Source organism: Chitinophaga sp. (assembly GCF_039596155.1).
GTDB lineage: Bacteria > Bacteroidota > Bacteroidia > Chitinophagales > Chitinophagaceae > Chitinophaga.
In genome coordinates, this window is the sequence record NZ_JBCNKF010000012.1 from 1 (window position 1) to 24,031 (window position 24,031).

Consider the following 24,031-nt stretch of genomic DNA (forward strand, 5'->3'; position numbering starts at 1 on the left):
AAGAGCAACCACAATTTTAAACGATTTATGCTCAGGGGCATAGAAAAAGTAGGTATTGAAACCGGATTATTGGCATTAGCGCACAACTTAAGAAAGAAAACGGCCTAAAAACCAATAGAAAATCGGGGTCTATTTGAAAAACTTTCCTTCTCAAAACGATTACCCAAAAATCAATATAGGGCGACCCTTAAAATGCTATATAACTCAAAAAATTGAGAGGGTGCCTCATTTATTTATGAGACACCCTCTTCTTTAATATATACTTGTTACCTTATACAGTTTATTCCAGGTATCCTGTAAAATAAAATCCTGTATTCTCAACACTTTTCAATTGCCCCAGTGTGCCTGCATAGAAGTCCATCGTAAAATGATCATTCCTCAGGCGATTCCTTAACGGTGCCATATCTGTTGCGATCAATCCTGCATTTCCCTGGTAGGCCTGTTCTGTAAAATCAAATACCCCGTCAGTTGTCTTTGTATATGTGTATGGGTATTCTGCCAGGTACAGCCGGTTATTCTGAATGATATATACATCCAGTTTCATGACCTGCTGGGATACATCGAATGTGAAGTAGGTATAATACAACGTGAGACCGTAATTCCCACTTTTCAGTGATGCCGCAATAGACTTCCACATAGTTGTGAAATCGGCAGACCATCCGGGGATAGACTGTGGTGGTACCACGATAGAGGTGAAGCTTACACCCAGCAACTGATGCATTGGAATGATTGAATTATCCGCCACCTGCACGTCTATCCGGGCTCCATTTATTTTTATATAAAAGACCTGGTTATCAGCATCCCAGAACACCTCATTAAAGGTGTAGCTACCATATGTAATGGGTGTTTGCAAATACAGGCCGTCTGTAGAAAAGTAAAATGCCGTAGAGAGTAATTGTACTTTTCCGTCAGCATCCAGGTAGATCAATGTAAAGTTTTTGGTAGCGGTATTGATACTTACCTGCAATTTCTTTCCATCAGCAAATTGCAGGTATTGCCATGGAAAATCTGCTATGAAGTTTTGAATGTTGGTCAACTGGTCGCTAAACTGACCAGAGGTATATGCATCATGTTCTGCCTTTGTGGCCTTTACAAAAATCATTTTGGTACCGTATGTAATACCGGTCAGTTTGATTGAATCGGTAGCAACGCTGTCTATTGCATATTCAAAGTCTACATAATATCCCTGCCCGGTCACACCTCCATATACGTTTGGATCGGGATCTGCCAGCAGGTGCAGATAGGTGTAAGTATCAAATAGCAATGAAGGACGCTGCACGGCCTTAAGGCGATAGGTACTATTCTCCGGCGTAGTCGCTGCATCCGCTGTCACATCGCCGTACATCGTCACTCTGCCAGCGGTATCGAACGTCATGAAAAAACTGTATCCGCCGCCGGCTGGAGGGAATACCGCGGTTTTCCAACCGTATGCAGCACCTGTGAGCCGGGATTTATAATCTGCCAGTGCTTTCTCCAGTCGCTGATCGGGTGTCTCTCCGAAAATTGAGGTGGTTTTATCTTTCCGGCAGCTCAGCAGGCATGCCAAAACCAGTATATATAATATATGTGTGCGCATGTTTGAGCCGTTTTAAAGATTATTGATAGCAGTTTGTGTTGTTGTCTGTAAAGTGTAGAAGTCGATATTCCAGCTTTCCTTGAAGTATCTTACTACGACCTCTTCTTTCTGTCGCAGCTTGGCGGCGCCATCACTCGGTGCACTGGCTACGATCGCATCAAACCCGCTTTTGCCTTCTACCAGCATCGTCGACACCATTTCCACGAAGTCTTCGTCCGGGGCGCTGCGGGCATATTGTGTAACGAACCCTCTTGCCAGTGCTTCGGCCAGCGAGTAATCATTCCAGCTACCGGTATAACCGGTAGAAATGGTTTTGAATTCGACCGGGTACATGATAGTCTGGTGGAGGATATGTGCAAATTCGTGGTGGATAGTATGCAGCATTTGCCTCACACCGGGTTTGTTATTGAGACTAAAGTTATTCAGGTCAAAGAGCACCACTTTGCGGCCACCTTCGGCTGTACCCAGGGTGACAGTATTGTTGGTGTTGTACTGAGGGCTACCTACCAGCACAAACTGCTTCTGGCAATACTTCTTAAAGAAGATGTCTCCAGCGACATCCGTGTACGGTTTGATCCATGTTTTAGAGATGGTGGACATGACGGGTGCTACCTGCGATTCGGTGATGGGCACCAGGTCTTTGTTCAGCGATAATTCATACCGGTCGAACCGGTATTTTACCTCTATATTATATGGATAGACAAAGTTTGTGTCCAGCCAGAAATCCAGTGGTCCTTTCACCCAGGTTTCGCCGCCCAGTCCGGGCAGGTCTGTATCCAGGTGATCCTTTTTGGAACAAGCCACTATCAACATGATCAGGAATATAGGCAAGTATTTCATTTTCAAATTTTTTAAAGTGGTTAACGGGGATTTTGTTCAAGACCGGAGAGCTTCACTTCCTGTGGTAACTGGAAAAGCCTGCGCGGGTCGTTGCCTGTCAATGTCTCACCACTATGGGTTACCGGAATGTGGTAGCGTAGTATATCGAACCAGCGCATACCTTCCTGCATGAACTCTGCCTGTTTAAAATCAAGCAAAGTATAGATCAGTCCTGTTTTCACGTCTGTAGTGCCGTAATAGTTGGCCAGCTTTGTATCAGTGATCCGGTTGTTGGTGGTATACCCATCTATGCGCATGCTGGCGTAATCATTCAGGTCCTGCTTTGCAGCGTCGTAATTGCCCAGGTAGATATTGGCTTCTGCTCTGTTGAACAAGACCTCTTCTGCTGTAAAGAGCGGGAAGATGGTGTAGGGCACCCCGATATCAGCATTGGCGCTGGAGCGTACAAAGTGTTCCCGGAATTTCAGGATCTCCCAGTTGTCGGTATTGTCACCAATGTAATAAAGCGGTTGTACCCAGGTAGCACCTGTGACATTGTTAGAACGGTAGATGCTGTAGACGATCTCTGTTTGCAGTCCGTACCTGTATTGTGCAAGATTGCGTGCCCAGATGGAAGGCGCTTCTACCAGCAACAGGTTAGCCGGTTCTGTTGCATTCGTATACAATGCGAGTGCCTGTGCGGCGGTAAGATTCTGGTACACCGTCACCCACTGCCGCAGGTTGGATTTCACATTACCTCCCGGAAATACATTCGCTGCATATGTAAGCACTTTCTGGTAATCCTTTTTGAAAAGATAGAAGCGGGTCGCAAATGCGTTGGCTGCCGCTGTGGTAAAGTGGTACTTGGGTACTTTGTAAGTGGTATTTTTTATTAAAGGTAACCCGGTAGTGAGGTCTTTTTCAATCTGTTCGTATACATAAGCTACCGTTTTCCGTTCGTATTGTTTGATCACTACATTTTCCGGGGTGGTCACGTAAGGGATACCCGGGTCCTGCGAAGCGGTAGTGGAATCATATACTTTGGAAAAGAGGGTGACGAGCATGAAATGCGCATAGGCCCTGGCTACGAGTGCTTCTCCTTTTTGTGCACTGTAATCGGCAGGGTTGTCTGCTTTTTCGATGGCCTGTAATGCCTGGTTACAGGCAGCGATGGCCTTGTAGCAATTGTTCCAGTAATAGTTTGGAGAGCCTTCGGTTTTGTCAATGACGTCTTTGAAATAGTAAGGGTTGGCATTGATCTCAAGCGAAATGGTTCCACCGGTACCTTTATCAGCAGCGTTGTCTGATGCTGCTTCCGTAAAGGTGGCGTAGTCAGCCTGCGGATATGCGGTACCCAGCAGCTCTGCTACTTTTTCAACACTGTTCAACTGGGTACGCTGATCGGGTGCCTGCTCCAGGTATTTCTTACACCCGCTGCCTGCCAGTAATATGAGTAAAAATATATAATGCTTTTTCATGAATGCGTGTTTTAGAGTTTACAGACTGGCCTTAACTGAAAGGGTGAACTGACGGGGGATAGGTAATGCGACACCGCCTGCGTTGAAGAATTCAGGATCCTGTCCGTTCAGTCGTTTGTCCGAGTAGATCAGCCAGAGGTTGTTGGCGACCAGGCTCACAGAAAGGTTATTGAAACCTTTTGGTTTGAAACCGTATGAAAGTGATACCTGTTTGAGGCGGACAAAACTGCCGTCTGCTACACGTACAGTCGAGTAGTTATAATTATTATAAGGGTACACACCATCCAGCAGTGATACACCATATTTATCCAGGATGCTGGGCACATTTGTTCGTGCTTCGTCACCGGGCAGGGTCCACCTGTTGATGACGTCATTAGAGCTGGCATCGAGATCGGTGTATTGTTGTTTGAAGCCGGGATTCAGGCGGATCTTATTGCCTGTGCTGTAGGTAACCAGGGCTGAGAGCGAGAAGGCTTTGTAGCGCAGGGTATTGTACCAGCCGCCTGTCAACGTGGGATCTACAGGTCCGTCGTAATGCAGGTGCTGCACCTTGTCGCTTTGCAGGTAAACGTTGTTGCTGGTATTCCCGTCTTCATTAATAAACAATGGGGTACCGTCTTTAGGATTCAGTCCTGCAAACGGGATGGAGTACAACCCTCTTACAGGGTGGCCCTGTGTAGCGCCGCCTTCGGCTACGACAAGATCCCATATGATCGGATTGTTTTCCAGCCGGGTGATCTTGCCTTTGTTATAACCAAGGGTTAATTGGGTGCGCAATCCCCAGTCACGATCGTTTACGATCTTGTAGGCGGCGGTAGCTTCCACGCCTTTGGAGTGCATGTCGCCATAGTTTGCAATTTTGATCTCTTCACCACCGATGCCGGAGGTGCGGATGGGGCCGATCAGGTCAAAGCCCTGGCGATTATATACATCGAGTGTGAGCGTGAGCCTGTCCTGGAACATGCCGAGATCTACACCCACGTTTGTTTCATATTGCTTCTCCCAGGTAAGTTGTGAATTCTCTAAACTCTGAATGTAAATCACTGATTCTACTTCAGATAGATAAGGTCTGTTGGTACTTCTGTTTTGCAATACCACACTGGAATTCCGGGCATTTCCCATGCTACCTGTCAGACCATAGGTAGCCCTGAGTGTGAGTCGGTTAATATTGGTTTGCGACTGCATGAAATCTTCCGTGTCGAGATTCCAGGAGCCGCTCACGTTCCAGGTAGGCAGCCAGCGGGCAGTTCTGGATTCACCCAGGAGGTTAGAGCCATCGTAGCGCAGGCTGGCATTGAAGTTATATTTTCCCTTGTAGGAATAAGCAGCGTTGGCAAGGTAGGCCAGGTAGCGATCGTAGTTCATCGTCATGCTGTAGTAGTTGAAATTGTTCTCTACATTCTGCTTGATGATGTTGGGATCGATGTAGGGCACACCTCCTTTGTCAAACTGGTAACCATAGCCATCGAACTGTTTGTTCTGCCGGTTTGCATACCGGAGTTCCTGTGAGCCCAGGAGGTTAAGGGTATGGGTATTGTTCCAGGTTTTATTCCATTCTAGTGTATTCCTGTAGTAGTAGCTTACGAGGTAGTCATCGTCAGTAGAATAGATACCGCCATAGGGGAGTACCACAATGGCTTCCGCATCGGGATTGTCGGGGTCTTTGTATAAGAAGCGGTTCCTGTCCCTGATGGTGGCATCACCTGCGGCTCTGTATGCCATGGGCATATTGGAATTTTCCTTCACTTTATGTTCCTGGCTGCTTTTCACATAGCGGATGTTACCGAGGAAAGTGTATTTCAGGTTGGGCAGGATCTTATAGGAGAACTCGCCCTGCAGTTTCAGATCCAGCTGGCTGACGTCGATGTAGTTGTTCGACATTTCATTGAGGATATTGAAAGGTGCAAAATTGCGGGTAAAGTATTCCAGTTTACCTTGTTGGTCGTAGGCCGTAAGCGTGCGACTTGTATTCAGGGCGTAGCTGTAAGGATTGATATCAAAGTCCCGGTCGAACTGTCCGCTTACGGGGTTGCTGTTCCTGTTCAGGCTACCGGGTACACGTTGGTCGCGGATTACGCCCTGAGTGATAAAACCAAAGGAAACTTTGTCGTTGAAGTTATAGTTGGCCCGGACGTTGCCGGTGAAGCGCTTCAGTTTATCAGCAGGTGTCCAGCCACCGTCCTGCAGGAAACTGGTGGAGACGTATAGCTGGGACTTGTCGGTACCTGATGAGATGCTGACAGAGTGCTCCTGCATGAACGAGTTTTTAAAGAGGGTATTGAACCAGTCTGTGTTGGCACCGGCATACCGCTGAAGAAATGCTTTGCGGGCTTCGGGAGTATTGGGGAGGCCAAATTGTCCCTTGGTTTCGTCGTAGGTATCGATCAGGTTGTACATTTTGGTGTAGACACCGCCATTTTCTGCGCGGGTGGCATCGGAGTGATTGAGCCAGCCTTTGCGTTCGAGTTCTGTGTAGACAGACATCTGGTCGGCAGAGTTCATAATATCAAACTGATTGTAGGTCGGTTTGAGATAAGTAGAGAAATTGCCGGTATAGGATACAACCGGTTTGCCTACACGTCCTTTTTTGGTGGTGATCACGACAACGCCGTTCATGGCGCGGGCACCATACAGGGCGGTAGCGGCGGCATCTTTCAGGATCTGGAAGCTTTCGATATCGTCGGAGTTCAGACCGGCCACAGAGGAGCCCAGCAGGGTAGAGGGGTTTCCGGTGGAAAGTTGTTCATTGCTGACGTTGATGACATCTTCGAGTACGACACCGTCTACAACCCAGAGGGGTTTGTTGTCTCCCGTGATACTGGTAGCGCCACGGATACGGATCTTAGGGGCGGCGCCGAATGTACCGGAAACGTTCTGAACGCTTACACCGGCTACCTGGCCTTCAAGCATGCGGCTTACGTCTGCAATACCGTCCCGTTTGATATCGGACGCTTTGACGGAGGTAGCGGCACCTGTAAAGAGTTTGCGGTCGATAGTCTGGTAACCTGTGACCACCACTTCGTTGAGTTTGCTCACATCTTCCTGTAGGGTCACGTTGACCACGGGCTGAGCCGGGCGTGTGGCGGACTTGTAACCAACCATGGAGAAGATGAGGATGGCACCGGGTTTTACGCTTAGTTTGTAAGTGCCTTCCTGATTAGTCATGGTACCGTTTTTGGTGCCTTGTTCCATTACACTGACCCCGGGAGCTGTGGTGGTAACGCCATTTTTGTCGGCTAACCTGACCATCCCGGTAATGACAATGTCAGCGGGTTGTTGGAAAGCTTGCACAGGGGACATGTAAATGCTGCATAAAAGCAGGCATAGCCATGCGAATTTTGGGTTGAAATTCATCATTATTACGATTTTGGTTGGGGGATATTGCTACAGATTATTACGATTTTACTTTGGTTGTTGTTTAATTGGTATGGACAAATTGTGCTTAGCGAACTGGCTTCAAATAAGGTTGCAAAGACATATCGAAGCTGTCCGCAGGATGCTATAGTCGTTTTTTAGGTCCCCGATTCCTGTTTCATACGGGTTAGGTATGAAGGTGTGAAATCAGATTTGCGTTCTTTGGTTCCGATTGCATGTTAGTGTCAGGTTTAACTATTGAAATCACATTGCGTTGTTTGATTTTGGTCAATGCTGGTTACTTTCCAGCTATTTTTACGCTCTTTTGCTCCGTTTGGTTAGCTACAGGTTCCTATTGTTGTTTTTTAGCTAACATTCTCTTCCACTAAACTTACGTAAAATTTCCGTTCTTTGTGGATCAATTAATTGTGTTTTGCAGAGAAAAGAATTACGTGTCATACTGATCTCACTGATAGTGAGCTTCCTACTTACAGGAACTAAGTTCCTGGCCTGGTTCATGACGCACTCGGTGGCGATATTGTCCGACGCACTCGAATCCATTATCAACGTTGTTGCCGGCGCCTTTGCCTGCTATAGTATTTACCTGGCCGGTAAGCCTAAAGATGAAAATCACCCTTACGGGCATGGGAAAGTAGAATTTTTTTCCATTGGTTTTGAAGGGGCAATGATTTTTATTGCCGGTTGCCTGATCCTTTTTAAGGCGGTGCAGTTTTTCTTTGTACCCACTCCGCTGGAAAGCATAGATAAAGGTCTCTGGATCATTGGTGGCACGGCAGCCGGCAATCTGCTCCTGGGTGCTTATCTTTTAAATGAAGGGAAAAAATTATCTTCTCTCACCATCACGGGGAATGGTTCTCATATCATGACAGATGTATATAGCAGTGGCGGACTGATCGTGGCGTTGCTGCTCATACATTTTACCGGGTGGGCGTGGCTGGATTCGCTGGCTTCCGCACTATTGGGTGGGCTTATCCTGAGACAGGGTTACCGGTTACTGCGACAGTCCATTTCCGGGTTGATGGACGAAACGGATATGCAGGTAGTAGATAAGGTGATTGCCGTTTTACAGGAACATCGCCGGGAGAAATGGATTGATGTACATAATATGCGGGTACAGCAGTATGGTAATAATTATCATATTGATTGTCATGTGACACTGCCTTATTATTTATTATTAAACGATGCGCATGAGGAACTAAAAGCGATAGAGCGGCTGGTGAATGAGGCAATTACATCCGGTGAAGTAGAATTTTTCATACATGCGGATCCATGTATAGGTTCCTGCTGTCATTATTGCCAGATGCCGGCATGTGCTGTCCGGCAGCATGACTTTACGGGAACGATCTTATGGACGCGGGAGAATGTGTTGCCGAATAGAAAACATGGAGAGGATTGAGGATAAAATTGAACACACGGGAAGGGAGGACGTTTACAAATAAAAACAACGTTCCGTTTTATCTTATAAATGGTACCTGTTTTCACCAGGTGTCCCAATAAAAAGCCCCTGTATCATATGAGATACAGGGGCTTTTTATCTTGCGGGCCTTGCCGCAGCTGCTGGCGAATGCCGGGACTACGACAGGTGCTGGCTATATCTTATTCTTCTCCCTCAGTCTCACCATCACCGGCGCCTAAAATCGCCGCTACAGGTTTGACTGCATGGTAGATATTCCGATTGTATTTATTCCCCAGGATGATGATGGTAGAAGTATCTTTTACAATTCGATAGAAAACGGTGTTGTTTCCGTGCCACCAGCCGTTGTGATAAACGATCTCGGTGCTATCCGGATACACCATCAATCTCCATCCCAGTCCATAATTCCTGATACCGGGTTTCTCGTGGCTATAAGGTGTATATGCCTGTTTCAGCCACTCAGGGGAAAAGAGTTTACCACTATACAAACCCTGATCCCACTTCAACATATCCTGCGCGGTGCTATAAATTCCTTTATCACCTACCACGCCATCGAAGTTCGTATCGGGTTCCGCCTGTCCATTGTATTTATGGCTGACGGTCTGATGTGCGCGTGGTGGTGTAGCCGGATCATACACAAACGTATTGTTCATACCCAGTGGGGTGAAGAACGTATTTTGTAAGAAATCCGCATATTTCTGTCCTGACACCTTTTCGATGATGGAGGCCAGCAGCATGAAGTTCGTATTACAGTACTGGAAGTGAGTACCCGGTGTATGCTGGATCTTCGGTTTATGCTGCTCCATGAGGCGGATCACATCGTCATTGGTCATATACTTTTGCCGGTCCGGCCAGATGCTGTCGCAGAAATAAAGATAATTTGGAAGGCCGCTTCTGTGGGAGAGCAGCATCCGGACGGTAATTCCCTTATATGGAAAAGTCGGGAAAAATTTCTGGAGGGTATCTTCCAGGCTGAGTTTGTTCTGTTCAGCCAGGTAGAGGGTGGCCATCCCTGTAAATGTTTTGGACACAGAAGCCAGCTGGAACGAAGAACTGTCACCGATGAGGGAGTTTTTCGCCCTGAAGTTCTCCAGGCCATGGTATTTTTCGAAGATGATGACCCCTTTTTTAGCGACGATCATGGATCCGTTGAAACCAGCACGTAGTAAACCGGTGTTGTAAAAAGCTTCCAATTCCGCTTGCTGCGCTTTGGTGCGGGGGGAATTGAGTACAGCAGCCTTCGCCTCGTCGGTTATCTCAATCTGCGTAGTATCCTTTGTTCTCGATTTTCTATCCTTATTATACGCCGCATTGCTTTGACAAGCGGTAACAGCGTATAAAGTAAACCCGGAGATAGTTAGTGCAATAAAAGCTGCTTTCATTCTGCTGTTAAGAGTCGGTCTGTGACAAAAATTTTCGTAAAAGCGTTAAAATTAGGACCTTAAGCTAAGTTGGGCAAAAATTTCAATCCCAAATTGGTCATTTTAAAGGTATTTTAAGATTTATACCCCTAAAATGGCAAAATAAAGCCCAAAAACCGGCGTAATTTTGACGAATTCAAATTTGAAGGGACTGCTATTTGATTTTTGCGCAACATCTTTTAGGTTTGTGCTTTGTTTGCGGTAATATCAAACATTAAGCCAATTGTTTTGCAATTGGTAACATATAAAATAGAATCATGGATCAGCAAAAGTTGACTAGTTATCCGAAGGAGAAGATCAATATTTTATTGTTGGAAAACATCAGCGATGCCGCCGCGGCACAGTTTACATCCGCTGGTTATGCCAATGTAAAAAGGTTGTCGGGGGCGCTGAGCGAAGAGGATCTGATTCGTGAGGTAAAAGACGTGCATCTGCTGGGCATTCGCTCTAAGACGCAGGTAACACGCAAGGTATTGGAGGCAGCTCATAAACTGCAGGCCATCGGCTGTTTTTGTATCGGTACTAACCAGGTTGACCTGAAGAGTGCCCGTGAGTACGGGGTAGCTGTGTTTAATGCGCCTTATTCCAATACCCGTTCCGTGGCTGAGCTTGTAATTGGTTTGTCCATCATGCTCATCCGCCGTATTCCGGACAAAAATGCGGCTGCGCATGAAGGTACCTGGATGAAAGAGGCGAAAGGTAGCTTTGAACTGAGAGGTAAAAGCCTTGGGATAGTAGGTTATGGTAATATCGGTAGCCAGGTGAGCGTACTTGCTGAGGCAATGGGTATGAACGTACTTTACTATGATGTGGAAACTAAACTGCCGCTGGGCAATGCGGTACAGATCCGTTCGCTGGATGAATTGTTTGCACAGTCAGATATTATCTCCCTGCACGTACCGTCTACCAAGACGACCAATAATATGATCACTGCCGAAGTGCTCCGTCATGCAAAACCCGGCGCCATCTTCATCAACTATGCACGTGGTGAGGTTGTAGACCTGGAGGCACTGCGTGATGCCCTGGTGGAAAAACGCCTGAGTGGTGCAGCCATCGACGTATTCCCGGTAGAGCCGGAGAAAAACGGTGCAGCGTTCTCTACACCATTACAGAAGTTAAGCAATGTGATCCTCACTCCGCACATCGGTGGCAGCACGGAAGAAGCGCAGCATAACATTGGTCTGGATGTAAGCAGCAAGATGTTGAACTACCTGGAGAAGGGTGCAAGCTTTGGCTCTCATACAATCCCGGCCATGAGTGTACCGGAAGTAGATCATACGCATCGTATCCTGCATATTCATCAGAACGTGCCGGGTGTGTTGTCTGAGATCAATACGGTGCTTTCTCAGAATAAGATCAACATCCTGGGGCAGTATCTGAAAACGAATGATTCAGTGGGTTATGTGGTGCTGGACGTGGATAGTGAATTATCGAAGGAAGCATTTTTATTGCTGCGTGATGTGAAGAATACCATTAAGGCAAGGTTGCTTTATTAATGAACTGAAAAGTATACAATTTTTGAAAGCCCCCACAGATACACTGTGGGGGCTTTTTTTGTGGAGTTAATGCAGGTGTATAAAAAGGAAGGCGCCCCGGTGGGTATCCCGGGACGCCTTTAAGCCTATTTTATTTCTACTTTACACTTCTCTTATCTGATTACGGTCACTTCACCTTTCACCACATTTACTGGTCCACCCAGTATTTTCTTATAGCTCAACATCCACACGTAAGTTCCCACATCTACCAGTGTTCCCTTGTATCGTCCATCCCATCCGGTCTTGGATTCTTTACTCAGGAAGATCAGTTCACCCCAACGGTTGTAGATACGCAGATCGTAATCATACATCGTTCCGGTTACAACTGGTTTGAAGGTATCATTGTGTCCGTCGCCGTTCGGTGTGAAAGCGTTCGGGAATTGAGGTTTGCCTTCACAAGCTTTATAAGTTACAGTGATATCATCGGTTACGGTACCGCAGTTATTGTAAACAGTAACAGTGTAGTACCCGGTCGCTGTCACCACATACGTTGGAGTGGTAGCGCCATCCTGCCACCTGATGCTGTTGCCGCTGCCGGCATCTACTTTCAGGGTCAGGGTCTGACCGATACAGATGGTGGTATCATTACCCAGAGAGATATCTCCGATACCAGCCACAGTTACTTTCACACTATCTGTTGTAGTCAGGTTACAGAACCTGTCAAGAACGGTCACAGTGTAAGTACCTGGTGTGCTTACTTCCTTGATCGGATCGGTCGTACCATCATTCCAGAGGTAGGAGATCACATCAGGATTGGTTGCATTCAGTACTACCAGGCCGCCTGCGCAGATGTCCTTGTTCGGACCCAGGTCGAAGTTGATGTTCGCCTTGTTGGTCACGCTTACGGTATCAGCTACAACGCAGCCACCCTTGGTAACGGTTACCCAGTAATTACCTGGTTTAGCGACAACGATGGAGTTTGTCAATGAACCGTCTAACCATTTCACGGTACCACCGTCTGGCTCTACCTGCAGCATCACTGATTCGTTCGGACAGATTTCAGTATCCGGCGTCAGGGTAATGTTTGGCGGAGTAGAGACTGTTACGGTAGCATCGTCGGTTACGGTACAGCCCTTCAGTGTTACATCTACGGTATAGGTACCTGCGGTACTTACAGTGATAGACGGGCCGGTGTCACCGGTGCTCCAGGTGTAAGTAGCACCCTGTACATAAGCATTTAGTTTTACGGTCATGCCATCACAGATGGTGGTATCAGGGATGTTTACAGTTGGCGGTGTATTCACCGTTACCCTGATGCTGTCGGTTGCAGAACAGCCGTTGTTGGTCACAGTTGCATAGTAAGTACCGGCAGCAGATACAGTGATCTGTTGGGTAGTCGCGCCTGTATTCCATCTGATTGTATAACCGGCAGTTGCATTGGCAGCACCTGCATCCAGCGTTACTGAATTACCCTGGCAGATAGCGGTATCATTACCCAGGTTGACAGTTGGCTTGGTTACGTATCGCAGGTTGTAAGTGACCGGATCAGATACGCAACCGGTTACGCCATCAGTTACGATGAAGGTAGCCTGTGTTGCACCATTCAGGTCGAACACATTGCTGGTCTGCGTTTTAGGCGTGGTGACTATACCTGCAGGATATACGCTCTGTAATGTAAATGTTGGTTTGCTGACTTTCGTTTTCAGCTGCAGTGCAAACTTCGTATTGTCAGAGCAGTTCATAGGCAGTGCTGTATCCAGTTGTGGTTTAGGACAAGCGACTACTGTGATGACCTGTACTCTTTCGATGGCAGCATTACCACATGCGTCGGTTACGTTCCATCTTCTGGTGATGGTATAACCATTACAAGCGTCCACTGTAAATGGATCTGTGGTCATGGTCGCTTTCTTAGGGAAGTTCACGTCGCAGTTATCTGTTGCATACAGGGTAGCAGCAGCAGGGATAGTACCACCACAGGTTACAGTAACAGCAGCCGGAGCCGGGTCGATAACCGGTCTGGTTGTATCTACCACTGTGATGACCTGGCGAACAGTGTTTGTATTACCACATTCATCTTTCGCTGTCCAGACCCTGATCAGCTGATAGTTGCTGGCGCAGGCACCAGTGATGGATTGACGGGTCTGGGTGTAGCTGATCTTCACGTTGCTGGCAGCGCTACAGTTGTCTGTCGCTGACAGGTTGGATGGTGGTGCAGGCACCGCGCTACAACTTACAGTAGTATCAGCCGGAGGTGTGATAGTGAATTTGGGTCTGGTGGTATCCTGTACAGTAATTACCTGCCTCATGGTAGCCACGTTACCACAATCATCGGTTGCGGTCCAGGTACGGGTGAGGCGGTAGTTGTTTGAGCAGGTAGTGCTCAGGAATACCTTGGTTTGTGCTACTGATACTTTCACGCTGGCAGTACAGTTGTCTGTAGCGGTGATCGTTGGGATAGCAGGTACACCGTCGCAGTTTACAGTGGTGTCGGCCACCACGACTGTATTGAATACAGGGCGGGTGGTGTCAACAACGGTAATGACCTGTTTCAGGATGGTGCTGTTACCACAGGCGTCGGTAGCGGTCCATGTACGGGTGAGCTGGTAAGTATTGCTACACTTAGCACCGGATATAGACTGGCGGGTATCAACCGGATTGACGGTGATAGTACCGGCAGTACAGTTATCAGTAGCAGTGAGCGGAGTGGCAGCAGGTACTTTATCACAATCAACAGTGATGTTGGCTGGTGCGGTACCGGTGAACACAGGACCGGTCGTATCTTTTACAGTAACGGTCTGTCTCAGTGTATCGCTCACATTGCCACAATTATCAACGGCCACCCATTTACGGATCAGGTAATAATTGTTTGTACACTGACCAGGGATATCTACGCGGGTTTCGATCGGCGTGATAGTCATTGATCCTGCGCAATCGTCGGTAGCGGTCAGGTTTACAGCAGCAGGTACGTTGTCACAACTTGCGGTCACATTTGCCGGAGCAGCAGTGGTGAACTTAGGTGCAGTGGTATCAACAACGGTGATGGTCTGCTGAGCGGAAGTCGTGAGACCACAACGGTCAACGGCTGTCCAGGTACGCATGATGATGGTGTGGCATGCATCAGGCGTTTGTGTATCATCTCTGTAGGTAACAGTCAGTGCTTCATTGCTGAAAGGCATGTGACTGAATACCGGTGTACCGAAGAGGGTTGTGTAATCTCTGCCTGCCACGCAATTGGTGGTGATGGATGCAGGAACGGATACAACAACGGGATTGGTGGTGATTCTTCTCAGTTTCACGACGTTGCTCACGGCATTCAGGCAGGATCCGGAAGTTACAATTCTTCTGAACCATACCGTATCGGCAGTCAGCGCAGCAGGTGTGTAAGTAGCAGCGGTGCCACCTGTACCTGTGATGACGTTCGCGAATCCGGTGGTAGCACTGGTGGTACTCATCTGCCACTGGTAAGTGAAGGTACCGTTACCACCACCCAGAGTTAAAGTACCCGTGAGAGCTGCCGGAGTTTCAGTTGCACAAAGTGTCTGATCGGCGGAGATGGTGTTACCAATTACCGGCCCCAGGTTAGTCAATGTTACGGTAGCTGGTGTACCGGTACATGTACCATTGGTCAGGGTCCATTGCAGGGTAGCAGAAGTACCTGCGAATACGATCACACTTGCGGTTGGATTATGAAGGTCAGCCGCTGCGATCGTGGCAGTACCGCTGATGACAGTCCAGGAGCCAACAGAAGTCGCGATTGCTCCAGGCGTTGCGGCCATGTGGAAGAGCGAATCATTACAATGCGTCTGATCAGGACCTGCATTAGCAGCTTCAGGCATTTTATTATTAGTCAACAGCACGGTGCTGCTGGTCATACAGGCGTTGTTCGCGATTGTCCAGATGGCAGTAGCAGTATCACCGGCTGATACGAAGATCCTGGCAGCAGGGTTGTGGATATCAGCCGCAGCAATGGTGGCTTTGGTGCCGGTGTAGAAGGACCATGTTCCCACAGCTCCCGTAACAGATGGCGCATTGGCAGCCATGGTAAAGGCGCTGTCGTTACAATGTGTCTGGGCCGGACCAGCATTGGCCGTATTCGGCATTGCATTATCTACCAGTTTCACAGTGCTGCTGGATGTACATACACCATTTGTGATGGTCCATGTAGCTATCACACTGTCACCTACCGGTACAGTGATCACTGCATTTGGTTTGTGAATGTCAGCGGCTGAGATGGTAGCGGTCGAACCGGTTGGCAGGGACCAGGTACCGGTCGCACCTGAAACAGAAGGTGTGTTAGCCGCCATTGTAAATGCCGGGGTAGCGCACTTGTACTGGTCAGGGCCTGCGTTGGCAGCGGTTGGCTGCGCGTAGTTCACCAGTTTGATATTATCAGTAGTAGAACATGCACCGTTGGTGATTGTCCAGGTAGCTATTACACTGTCGCCTACAGGCACTGTGATCACAGCAGCAGGGTTGCTGGTATCAGCAGGCGCCATGGTTGCGCGGGTATTGGAGAGCGTCCATTTGCCGGTCGCACCTGTAACAGTAGGCGTATTAGCCGCCATTGTGAAGGTGGTGGTATTACACTGACGGATGGAGTCCACGCCTGCGTTTGCCTGGTCTGGCATTGCACTGTTGATCAACAATACTTTGTCAGAAGAGAAGCAGACACCATTTGATACAGTCCAGATAGCAGTGGCGGTATCTCCGGCAGGCAGCGCAAATACTGCATTCGGCTTCGTAGAATCAGCAGGGTTGAAGCTGGCTGCACTACCAGGGTACAGTGACCATTTACCTACAGCGGTAGCAGGAGATGCGGCCGTAGCCTGCATGGTAAAGGTAGCAGTGTTACACTGGCGGATTGAATCCGGACCGGCATTAGCAGCTACAGGTTGCTGGTAGTTATATAACCTGATCGTATCTATGCTGAGACACAATCCATTAGTAATCGTCCAGGTCACATAAGCGCTGTCACCGTTAGGCACAGAGAACGTGGTGCTGGTATTGTGTAAATCAGCAGCAGGATAGGTCGCGTTACCTTTTATAACCGCCCATGAGCCAACTGCATTAGGTACATCCGGCGCGTTCGCTGTAACAGGGAACGTAGTGGTCATACACTGTTGCATATCAGCCGGTAAAGCAGCGGCAGTTGGTGCCATATAGTTTACCAGGGTAACTGTATCGGTGGTAGGACATGTACCATTGGTGATGGTCCAGGCAACGCGGATACTGTCGCCGGCATGTACGGTGATGGTAGCTGCTGGGTCGTTTACATTGCTGATAGTAGCTGTAGTGGTACCAACGAAAGACCATGTACCGGTTGCACCGGCTACGTCAGGTGCATTGGCAGCCATCACGAACAGACTATCATTACAATGTCTGGCATCCGGACCTGCATTGGCCGCAGAAGGTGTGAGGAGGTTAGTAAGGGTAACTGCGGCAGAGTCAGCGCATACACCGTTTGTTACTACCCAATGTAATACGGCAGACTGGCCGTTTGGAATAGTAATGTGCGCGTTTGTATTATGCTCTTCGCCAGCAGTGATGGTAGCGTTACCGCTTGCCACACGCCATGTACCGACAGCTCCAGGAATAGTGACAGCAGAAGCGGTCATTACAAATGCAGTACCTGCACACTTGGTCTGGTCCGCACCGGCGCTAACGGCAGTTGGCTGTTCGTAGTTGATCAGCACAATGTTGTCAGAAGTGGTACAACCCAGGTTGGTAATCGTCCATGTCAGCACTACAGTCTGACCGGCAGTTACGTTGAAGGTAGCTGTCGGGTTATTCAGCTGAGCAGCGGAGATGGTATAAGAGGCTGGAGACACCACGCTCCAGTAACCGGTGGCACCAGCTACAGAAGGTGCATTCGCCGTCATGACGAAGGCAGCGGTGTTACATTGTTTCATAGTATCCGGACCTGCATTGGCGGCAGCTGGTGGATTGTTGTTCACGATCCATACCGTGTCTGTGTCAGTACATGTACCGTTTGTGATTGTCCAGAACAGCATGCTGCTATCACCCACAGGGATGGTTACAGCAGTGGTTGGACTATTGATGCTGGTGATAGTTGCGGTAGAACCGGTTGGTTTGGTCCATGTACCGATAGCGCCTGTTACGTTTGGAGCATTGGCAGCCATAGTAAAGTTCGCATCATTACAATGGTGTTGGTCCGGACCGGCGTTTGCATCGGCTGGTTGGCGATAGTTCAGCAGTTTCACGGTGTCAGCTGCAGAACAGGTTCCATTTACAACAGTGAAGATAGCGAGTACGCTGTCGCCGGCTGGTACCCTGATGGTAGCACCGGTGCTACTCTGGCTGATGATGGTAGCCGTTGGTTTTGACACTGTCCAGGTACCGATACCAACTGCCGGAGCGGTGGTGGTAATGATGAAGATAGAGTCGTTACAATGTGCCTGGTCGGCGCCGGCATTAGGTTTAGCAGGTGCCTGGTAATTCTTCAGGAAGATTTTATCAGACGTAGCACATAAACCATTTGTCACGGTCCAGATAGCAGTAGCAGTATCACCGGCAGGCAATGTGATCACCGCATTGATCTTGTGGATATCAGCAGCTGCGATGGATGCAGCGCTGCCTGTGTACAGCGACCAGGTACCGGTAGCCGTAGCAGGAGAAGGTGCGGTCGCTGCCATGGTGAAGGTAGCGTTGTTACACTGAACAATTGAATCCAGGCCTGCGTTGGCAGTCACTGGTTGCAGGTAATTGGTCAGGGTCACTGCACTTGAGTCGGCGCAGACGCCATTTGTAATTACCCAGCGGAATGTGGCTGTCTGACCGGCAGGTACGAAAACGGTGGTGGTGGCACTTGCAGGTGAGGTAATGGTGGCATTACCGCTGCGTAGGTACCAATGGCCGGTAGCACCTGTCATTGGAGCAGAACCAGTCAGCGTAAACAGGCTATCAGAACAGTGTTGCTGATTAGTACCTGCAGAAGTAGCTGTAGGCTGCGTATAGTTGAACAGCTTAATATAATCATGAGAAGAGCAGGTTCCATTAGTCACAGTCCAGATCGCGGTAGCTGTATCACCAATTGGTAGGGTGATCGTTGCTGCAGGATTATGCAGATCAGCAGCGGCGATGGTAGCCTGGGTACCTGTAAAGAATGACCAGGTGCCGGTAGCAGTAGCCGGAGAAGCAGCGGCAGCAGTCATTACAAACGACGTGTTAGCACATTGCTTTAGTGAATCCGGACCAGCGTCGGCCTGAACTGGTTGCTTGTAGTTGATCAGCACAACCTGGTCTGCGGTTGTACATGCACCATTTGTGATCGTCCATGTCAGGGTAGCCGTATCACCTGCCAGTACGAATACAGTGGTGGTAGGGCTTGCAGGTGTAGTAATTGTGCCTTTACCGGTGAGTGTCCATTGTCCTGCGCCCACTGTAGCAGCATTAGCTGTCATTGTGAACAGGGAGTCATTACAATGGGTCTGATCCGGACCTGCATTGGATGTAGCAGGTGCTGTATATACGGTAACAGTACCACTTGCACAGGTCGAATTTGCACACAGGCCGGTACCTTCAGCTCTTACATAGAACGTAGTAGTCGCAGAAACGGTAACGGTGATAGTAGGGCCGGTACCGATGGCAGTGCCGGTACCGCAGCCGCCTGCATACCATACCCATTGAGCAGCGTCGGTGCCATCCGGGTTTTTACCGAGGTCACCGCCAACGACAGTGAGCGTTGTAGAACCGGTGGTACAGATATTTGGTGATCCAACGGTTACACCGGTAGGTGCAGTAGAAGGGGATTCAACATTCACGGAGAATGGAATCGTGTTGGTACAACCACCATAATCATTTCTTACGGTGAGCAGGAAGTTGTAAGTGCCTGCAGCCACGCCAGCTGGAATGGTTACGGCGATTGGCCATGTAGTAATTGGTGTTTCGGCTACCGGGCTGAATCCAGGCATTGCACCGGTGCCAGCGGCAGCGATACTATAATATAAAGGATTGCCTGTAGTAGCGGTGGTATCCAGGGAGAAAGAAGTAGCTGTGTTACAAACGGTCACAGGTTTCAGTGTCACGGTAGGTACGGCATTGTAGTGTAATACAACAGTGTCGTAAGTAGTGGCACAACCAGTGGTGTTTGCGATGCTCCACTGTAATACTACATCCTGAGCAGTACCGATCGGGGTAACTGTAACGGTTGTATTATAAGCATGGATATCATCGATGGTTACGTTTGTAGCATTGCTGGAAATAACGGACCAGGTACCTGTTTCAGCGAAAATGCCGGTATTTTCAGTATTCGGCTCGTTCGCGGTCATGGTGAATACATTAGAAGTACCACACTGGATAGTGTCTGCGCCGGCGTAAGCAGCGGTAGCACCTCCTACCAATGTCAGGGTATCGTATGCATAACCGATACAGGAAGCATTGTTGGTCGCTTTCACAGTATACTGCAGGTATACGGTGGTACCAGCGTGTTGTAAGGTGAAGGTCGCGCCGGGGTTTCTGATATTACCGTTGATGTAGTCAGAGAAGTCTACATTGGCTGGATCAGATACACCGGGGCCTTCCACGCCTATGTAAGACCATGTTCCTGTCGTACCGGCAATCTGGGTACGGCCAGGAGTGAAGGTGTAGCCATCGGTATCCACGCAGTGGATGATATGTTTACCAGCAGGGGGTGCGGGAATGGCAGTGAGATCAACGATGAATGGTTCGGACTGCACAATACACTCGCCGACTTTCACGACGACAGAGAACACGCTATCGGCGATAGTCGCGGTCGTGTAAGTCATCGTGGTCTGGTCTCTGGCGTCAGTTATCTCGACGCCGGTAGAATCAGCACCTTTATACCAATATATATGTCCATGGGTAGAATCGACGTTCAGGGCGTCGTTTATTGTGAAGGTTACTCTTGAGCCAACGCAGATAGCGGTTGGAGAAGCAGCGATTTCCACGATAGGTTTGTCATCTACTTTAATGCTGGCACTATTGGAGTCTACGCAGGTCTTGCCGCCATCGATACCATAATATATATAACCGTATACGGTAATGGTAGTATCGGATTTCAGGGTGATGGTTCTTTTCGGGCCGACGTAACTGGTATCGCTCCATTTAAATTCATCAAAACCACCGGAAGCCTGCAGTTCAACGACGGCGCCCTCACACACCTGGCTCTTTGTCAGATAGAGGGTTGGCATTGGGAGGATAGTGATTTTTACCGCTGAGGAGGGGGAGGCACACGTTTCAGAGGAGCTGCCGCTCTCGTATATCCTTACACGAAAATAATAATCGGCGGCTTCCGTTTTGGTAGCCGTCAGTTCGCCTTCAGCAATGATGAGGGTATCGTTATTGGCGGTACCATAAGGCACGTTGAACCAGGTAACGCCGCCATCATCGGACATTTCCCATTGGTATTCCGGATTGGTAAAGTAGGTGGCGGGTGTGTAGGTAGAAGTGATCACGGTGGGGGCGCCTTCACACAATACTTCTTTCAGGTTATCGGCCTGGCCTTCAATCTGTGCCGTAATGACGGGGCTACAATACTGGAATTCGATATCATCGACAGCGATATCGTTACCACAGCCACCATCAAAGTTATTTTTAATTCTTACAATAACGTCTGTAACACCGGAAGGTACGGTGAAAGAGCCACCATACCTTTGCCATTGTGTTTTCCGGATATTCATGGATACCGCATAGGTTTTAAACTCTGCGAGTATCTGGCTGGTGTTTGCTGCGTTGAGGATCTGGAAGGTGACCCCTGCATATTTATAACCGTTTACACAGTTGTTGTTTAATACAGAGGAAGAGTCGGTGTTGAGCAGCCATGCGCTGAAGTTATAAACTGAACCACGGCAGAGGCCATTTACTTCTTTCTGGAAGAAGATACTAGGCGTATAATCGGAGTTCGCAACCAGCATACCACCGCGTGTAAGACCGCTGTGGTCCATTGCATTTACCCATTCGGGTCTCAGCTGGGTGGTATTGGATATGGCATAATAGTTATCATTCAGGTCACCGGTGCCCTGATAGATATATGTAATAGCGGACGCGGGAGAGTATGCTTTCCTGGTTGCATTGGCTGGCAGGGTACCGAAGTTCTCCGAGAAACCGGGCATTTCAGCATTACCGCCACTACAGGTCTGGATGGTACAGTTGACAGCCACGATTGTTTTGGTTCGTGTGATGTCGGCTCCGTTGTTCCTTCTCATGACGACGGTAAAAGTGTAGGTACCGGGTGTGAGGAACTGGATGGTCAGGGCCTGGGTACCTGTCAGCTGGGTTGCCTTGACGGTGGAGTTGACATCAGAGTACAGGATTGTATAATCTGCATCTGAGCCACTTGGCGTCGTGATGGTCCAGTTGGCCTTTCCTATCTGGTTACTTGACAGGAGGGCGTTCATACTAACAAATTTGGCCTGATCCGCAGTACTATTATTAGTGGACATACATACCGTATCCGGTATGTTGAAATAGACTGATTGCGCTCGTGCTATACCCATCACGAGGAACAAACAGCTATATAATAGGATTAGAATCTTTTTCATCTTCAATTATTTTGGGAAAAAACTATCAGAGAGGGCTGGATTAACAATCGGGCGCTCTTTGCGGTCTTTCGTATTTTTGAGGGTGAAAAAGCAACCAACTCCTTACGGAGTAGGCGATCCATGAAGTGTAAAGTGCTTTCATAGGCCTGGTTAAGTTTTACGATATGGCTTTAAATAATACTATTTTGAAATTAAAATTAAGATTAATATAGTAAATACAAAAAATGTGTATTACTTATAACTTAAGAAATAAAAGCAGAAATGGAAGTAATAGGGTAGAGGAATTTTGATTTTCAGATACTTAATGGGGCCAAATTTTTTTTTACATTTGGGGAGAAAAGTTATCCACATCTGCGATCCGTGAATAAAAAAAACATATTTGACGTTCGAAGTATGAAATAATTATCTACCTTTGCAGACCAAATTTGATGTAAGATGCCCAAAGTAAAGACTCATTCCCGGGCTAAGAAGACCTTCAAGGTAACCGGGAGCGGACAGATTAAGCGGTATAATGCCTTCAAAAGTCACTTGTTGACCAAGAAAGCTACCAAAAGAAAACGCCACCTGAGAGGCAGCAGCCTGGTTAGTTCAGCTAACCTGGATCTGGTTAAGAGAATGCTCGCACTCAGATAGTCGGTAGTTTAGAAATTATTATTTAACTAAAACGGAAAAAAGAGCACAAAATGCCTCGTTCAGTAAATGCAGTTGCTTCCAGAGCCCGCAGGAAGAAAATTTTAAAGCAGGCCAAGGGTTTCTACGGTAAACGTAAGAATGTTTATACAGTAGCCAAAAACGTATTGGAGAAAGGTCTTACATATAGCTATGTAGGCCGCAAATTAAAGAAGAGAAACTACCGTCAGTTGTGGATTGCGCGTATCAACGCAGCAGTTCGTGCAGAAGGTATCACCTATTCTGAGTTCATCCACAAGCTGTCAGTTAAAAATATTGATCTGAATAGAAAGGTATTGGCTGATCTGGCTATGAATGAGCCTGAGACTTTCAAGAAGCTCGTAGCAACCGTTAAATAAGCGGAAGCCTCCAAGGATAAAAATAGAGCCGGTGTTGTTATGACACCGGCTTTGTTATTTTATATGGTTCAGGTTATATGTCCAATATAGAAAAGCGCTTCTGCCAGCAGGCGAAAGCGCTTTTTTTTATATCATAAATGATGTGTAATCTGTTTTGAATGTAATTCCTTTGGGGAAGATGCCTACCATTGCCGAACCGCTTCCACTCATTGTAGCATATAGTGCACCCTGATTGTACATATTTTCTTTTATTGTTGCTAATTCAGGATGTGCTTCGAAAATCGGAGTTTCAAAATCATTTTTCATCAACGCTTTCCATTCCTCTGGCGGCTGTTTAATTACCTCTTTCAGGGAAACTTCCGGTTCTTTGGGCGTCAATTGTTTAAACGCCCATCCGGTATTTACATGTATGTTCGGGTAGACCAGATTAATGGTGTAATTTTTCAGATCCAGTTGTATGGGTTCCATCACTTCGCCACGCCCGGTGGCGTAACAGGGTTTGTTCACCACGAAAAACGGACAGTCACTTCCCAGCATGGCGGCATATTCTACCAGCTTTTCAGTGGTGAGTTCCAACTGGAACCGCTGATTCAGATGCATCAGCATAAATGCTGCATCTGCTGAGCCACCACCGAGTCCGGCGCCGATAGGGATATGTTTGTGCAAGTGAATATCTACTTCAGCGATGGAAGGAAAATCTTTTTTGAGCAAATGCCAGGCTTTCAGGCATAAGTTCTCTCCGGCAGCACCTGGTATAGGAATACCACTAGCAGTAAACTGTAAGGTTCCCGGGCTCAACACCTCCAGTGCATCTGTCAGCTGCAGGGGATAGAACACCGTTTCCAGGTCGTGAAAACCATCCGCACGCTTGCGGATAATATGCAGACCGAGATTTATTTTGCAATTTGGAAAAACGATCATGCGG

12 protein-coding genes are annotated in these 24,031 nt (G+C 48.0%); 5 read left to right on the top strand and 7 right to left on the bottom strand.

Annotated elements, in window-relative coordinates; all coding sequences use genetic code 11:
- Positions 1-108: transposase (locus ABDW33_RS13455; RefSeq protein ID WP_343690719.1), on the top strand; the 108-nt coding region annotated here is incomplete at its 5' end.
- 172 nt (positions 109-280) lie between these two features.
- Here the strand turns inward: ABDW33_RS13455 and ABDW33_RS13460 are convergent.
- The 4 genes from ABDW33_RS13460 to ABDW33_RS13475 are packed head-to-tail and all read right to left on the bottom strand — an operon-like array spanning position 281 to position 7,173.
- Positions 281-1,576, bottom strand: a complete 1,296-nt coding sequence (locus tag ABDW33_RS13460; RefSeq protein ID WP_343690584.1) for a DUF4302 domain-containing protein — start codon at positions 1,574-1,576, stop codon at positions 281-283.
- Between the two features lie 12 nt (positions 1,577-1,588).
- Positions 1,589-2,416 (bottom strand): putative zinc-binding metallopeptidase, encoded by an 828-nt coding sequence (locus tag ABDW33_RS13465; protein WP_343690585.1) that lies wholly within the window; start codon positions 2,414-2,416, stop codon positions 1,589-1,591.
- Between the two features lie 20 nt (positions 2,417-2,436).
- On the bottom strand, positions 2,437-3,873 hold the full coding sequence (locus tag ABDW33_RS13470; protein ID WP_343690586.1) for a RagB/SusD family nutrient uptake outer membrane protein: 1,437 nt from the start codon (positions 3,871-3,873) through the stop codon (positions 2,437-2,439).
- 18 nt (positions 3,874-3,891) lie between these two features.
- Complete coding sequence (locus ABDW33_RS13475; RefSeq protein WP_343690587.1) at positions 3,892-7,173, bottom strand: SusC/RagA family TonB-linked outer membrane protein; 3,282 nt, start codon at positions 7,171-7,173, stop codon at positions 3,892-3,894.
- 487 nt (positions 7,174-7,660) lie between these two features.
- Here ABDW33_RS13475 and ABDW33_RS13480 point away from each other — a divergent pair, with 487 nt between their 5' ends.
- The gene (locus ABDW33_RS13480) at positions 7,661-8,644 is read left to right on the top strand and encodes a cation diffusion facilitator family transporter (protein ID WP_343690588.1); all 984 of its coding nucleotides are present in this window, start codon (positions 7,661-7,663) and stop codon (positions 8,642-8,644) included.
- Between the two features lie 200 nt (positions 8,645-8,844).
- Here ABDW33_RS13480 and ABDW33_RS13485 read toward each other — a convergent pair whose 3' ends face one another.
- The gene (locus ABDW33_RS13485) at positions 8,845-10,044 is read right to left on the bottom strand and encodes a serine hydrolase domain-containing protein (RefSeq protein WP_343690589.1); all 1,200 of its coding nucleotides are present in this window, start codon (positions 10,042-10,044) and stop codon (positions 8,845-8,847) included.
- Between the two features lie 296 nt (positions 10,045-10,340).
- On the opposite strand from ABDW33_RS13485, the gene serA reads away from it, so the two are divergent.
- Positions 10,341-11,579, top strand: coding sequence for a phosphoglycerate dehydrogenase (gene serA / locus ABDW33_RS13490; protein ID WP_343690590.1), 1,239 nt, complete (start codon positions 10,341-10,343; stop codon positions 11,577-11,579).
- 152 nt (positions 11,580-11,731) lie between these two features.
- Here serA and ABDW33_RS13495 read toward each other — a convergent pair whose 3' ends face one another.
- On the bottom strand, positions 11,732-22,078 hold the full coding sequence (locus ABDW33_RS13495) for a T9SS type B sorting domain-containing protein (RefSeq protein ID WP_343690591.1): 10,347 nt from the start codon (positions 22,076-22,078) through the stop codon (positions 11,732-11,734).
- Between the two features lie 435 nt (positions 22,079-22,513).
- On the opposite strand from ABDW33_RS13495, the gene rpmI reads away from it, so the two are divergent.
- A complete protein-coding gene (rpmI, locus tag ABDW33_RS13500; RefSeq protein ID WP_072357585.1) occupies positions 22,514-22,711 on the top strand; it encodes a 50S ribosomal protein L35 in 198 nt (65 codons plus the stop codon).
- 50 nt (positions 22,712-22,761) lie between these two features.
- Complete coding sequence (rplT, locus tag ABDW33_RS13505) at positions 22,762-23,106, top strand: 50S ribosomal protein L20 (RefSeq protein WP_072357586.1); 345 nt, start codon at positions 22,762-22,764, stop codon at positions 23,104-23,106.
- A gap of 126 nt (positions 23,107-23,232) precedes the next feature.
- Here the strand turns inward: rplT and ispE are convergent, their stop codons facing one another.
- Positions 23,233-24,027: a 4-(cytidine 5'-diphospho)-2-C-methyl-D-erythritol kinase gene (ispE, locus tag ABDW33_RS13510; protein ID WP_343690592.1), complete on the bottom strand. Its 795-nt coding sequence runs from the start codon at positions 24,025-24,027 to the stop codon at positions 23,233-23,235.
- Positions 24,028-24,031 lie beyond the last annotated feature (4 nt).

Coding starts and splice junctions, on each gene's coding strand:
- rpmI (WP_072357585.1), top strand. CDS start 22,514: ATGCCCAAAGTAAAGACTCATTCCCGGGCTAAGAAGACCTTCAAGGTA.
- ABDW33_RS13465 (WP_343690585.1), bottom strand. CDS start 2,416: ATGAAATACTTGCCTATATTCCTGATCATGTTGATAGTGGCTTGTTCC.
- ABDW33_RS13475 (WP_343690587.1), bottom strand. CDS start 7,173: ATGTCCCCTGTGCAAGCTTTCCAACAACCCGCTGACATTGTCATTACC.
- ispE (WP_343690592.1), bottom strand. CDS start 24,027: ATGATCGTTTTTCCAAATTGCAAAATAAATCTCGGTCTGCATATTATC.
- ABDW33_RS13485 (WP_343690589.1), bottom strand. CDS start 10,044: ATGAAAGCAGCTTTTATTGCACTAACTATCTCCGGGTTTACTTTATAC.
- ABDW33_RS13495 (WP_343690591.1), bottom strand. CDS start 22,078: ATGAAAAAGATTCTAATCCTATTATATAGCTGTTTGTTCCTCGTGATG.
- ABDW33_RS13470 (WP_343690586.1), bottom strand. CDS start 3,873: ATGAAAAAGCATTATATATTTTTACTCATATTACTGGCAGGCAGCGGG.
- serA (WP_343690590.1), top strand. CDS start 10,341: ATGGATCAGCAAAAGTTGACTAGTTATCCGAAGGAGAAGATCAATATT.
- ABDW33_RS13460 (WP_343690584.1), bottom strand. CDS start 1,576: ATGCGCACACATATATTATATATACTGGTTTTGGCATGCCTGCTGAGC.
- rplT (WP_072357586.1), top strand. CDS start 22,762: ATGCCTCGTTCAGTAAATGCAGTTGCTTCCAGAGCCCGCAGGAAGAAA.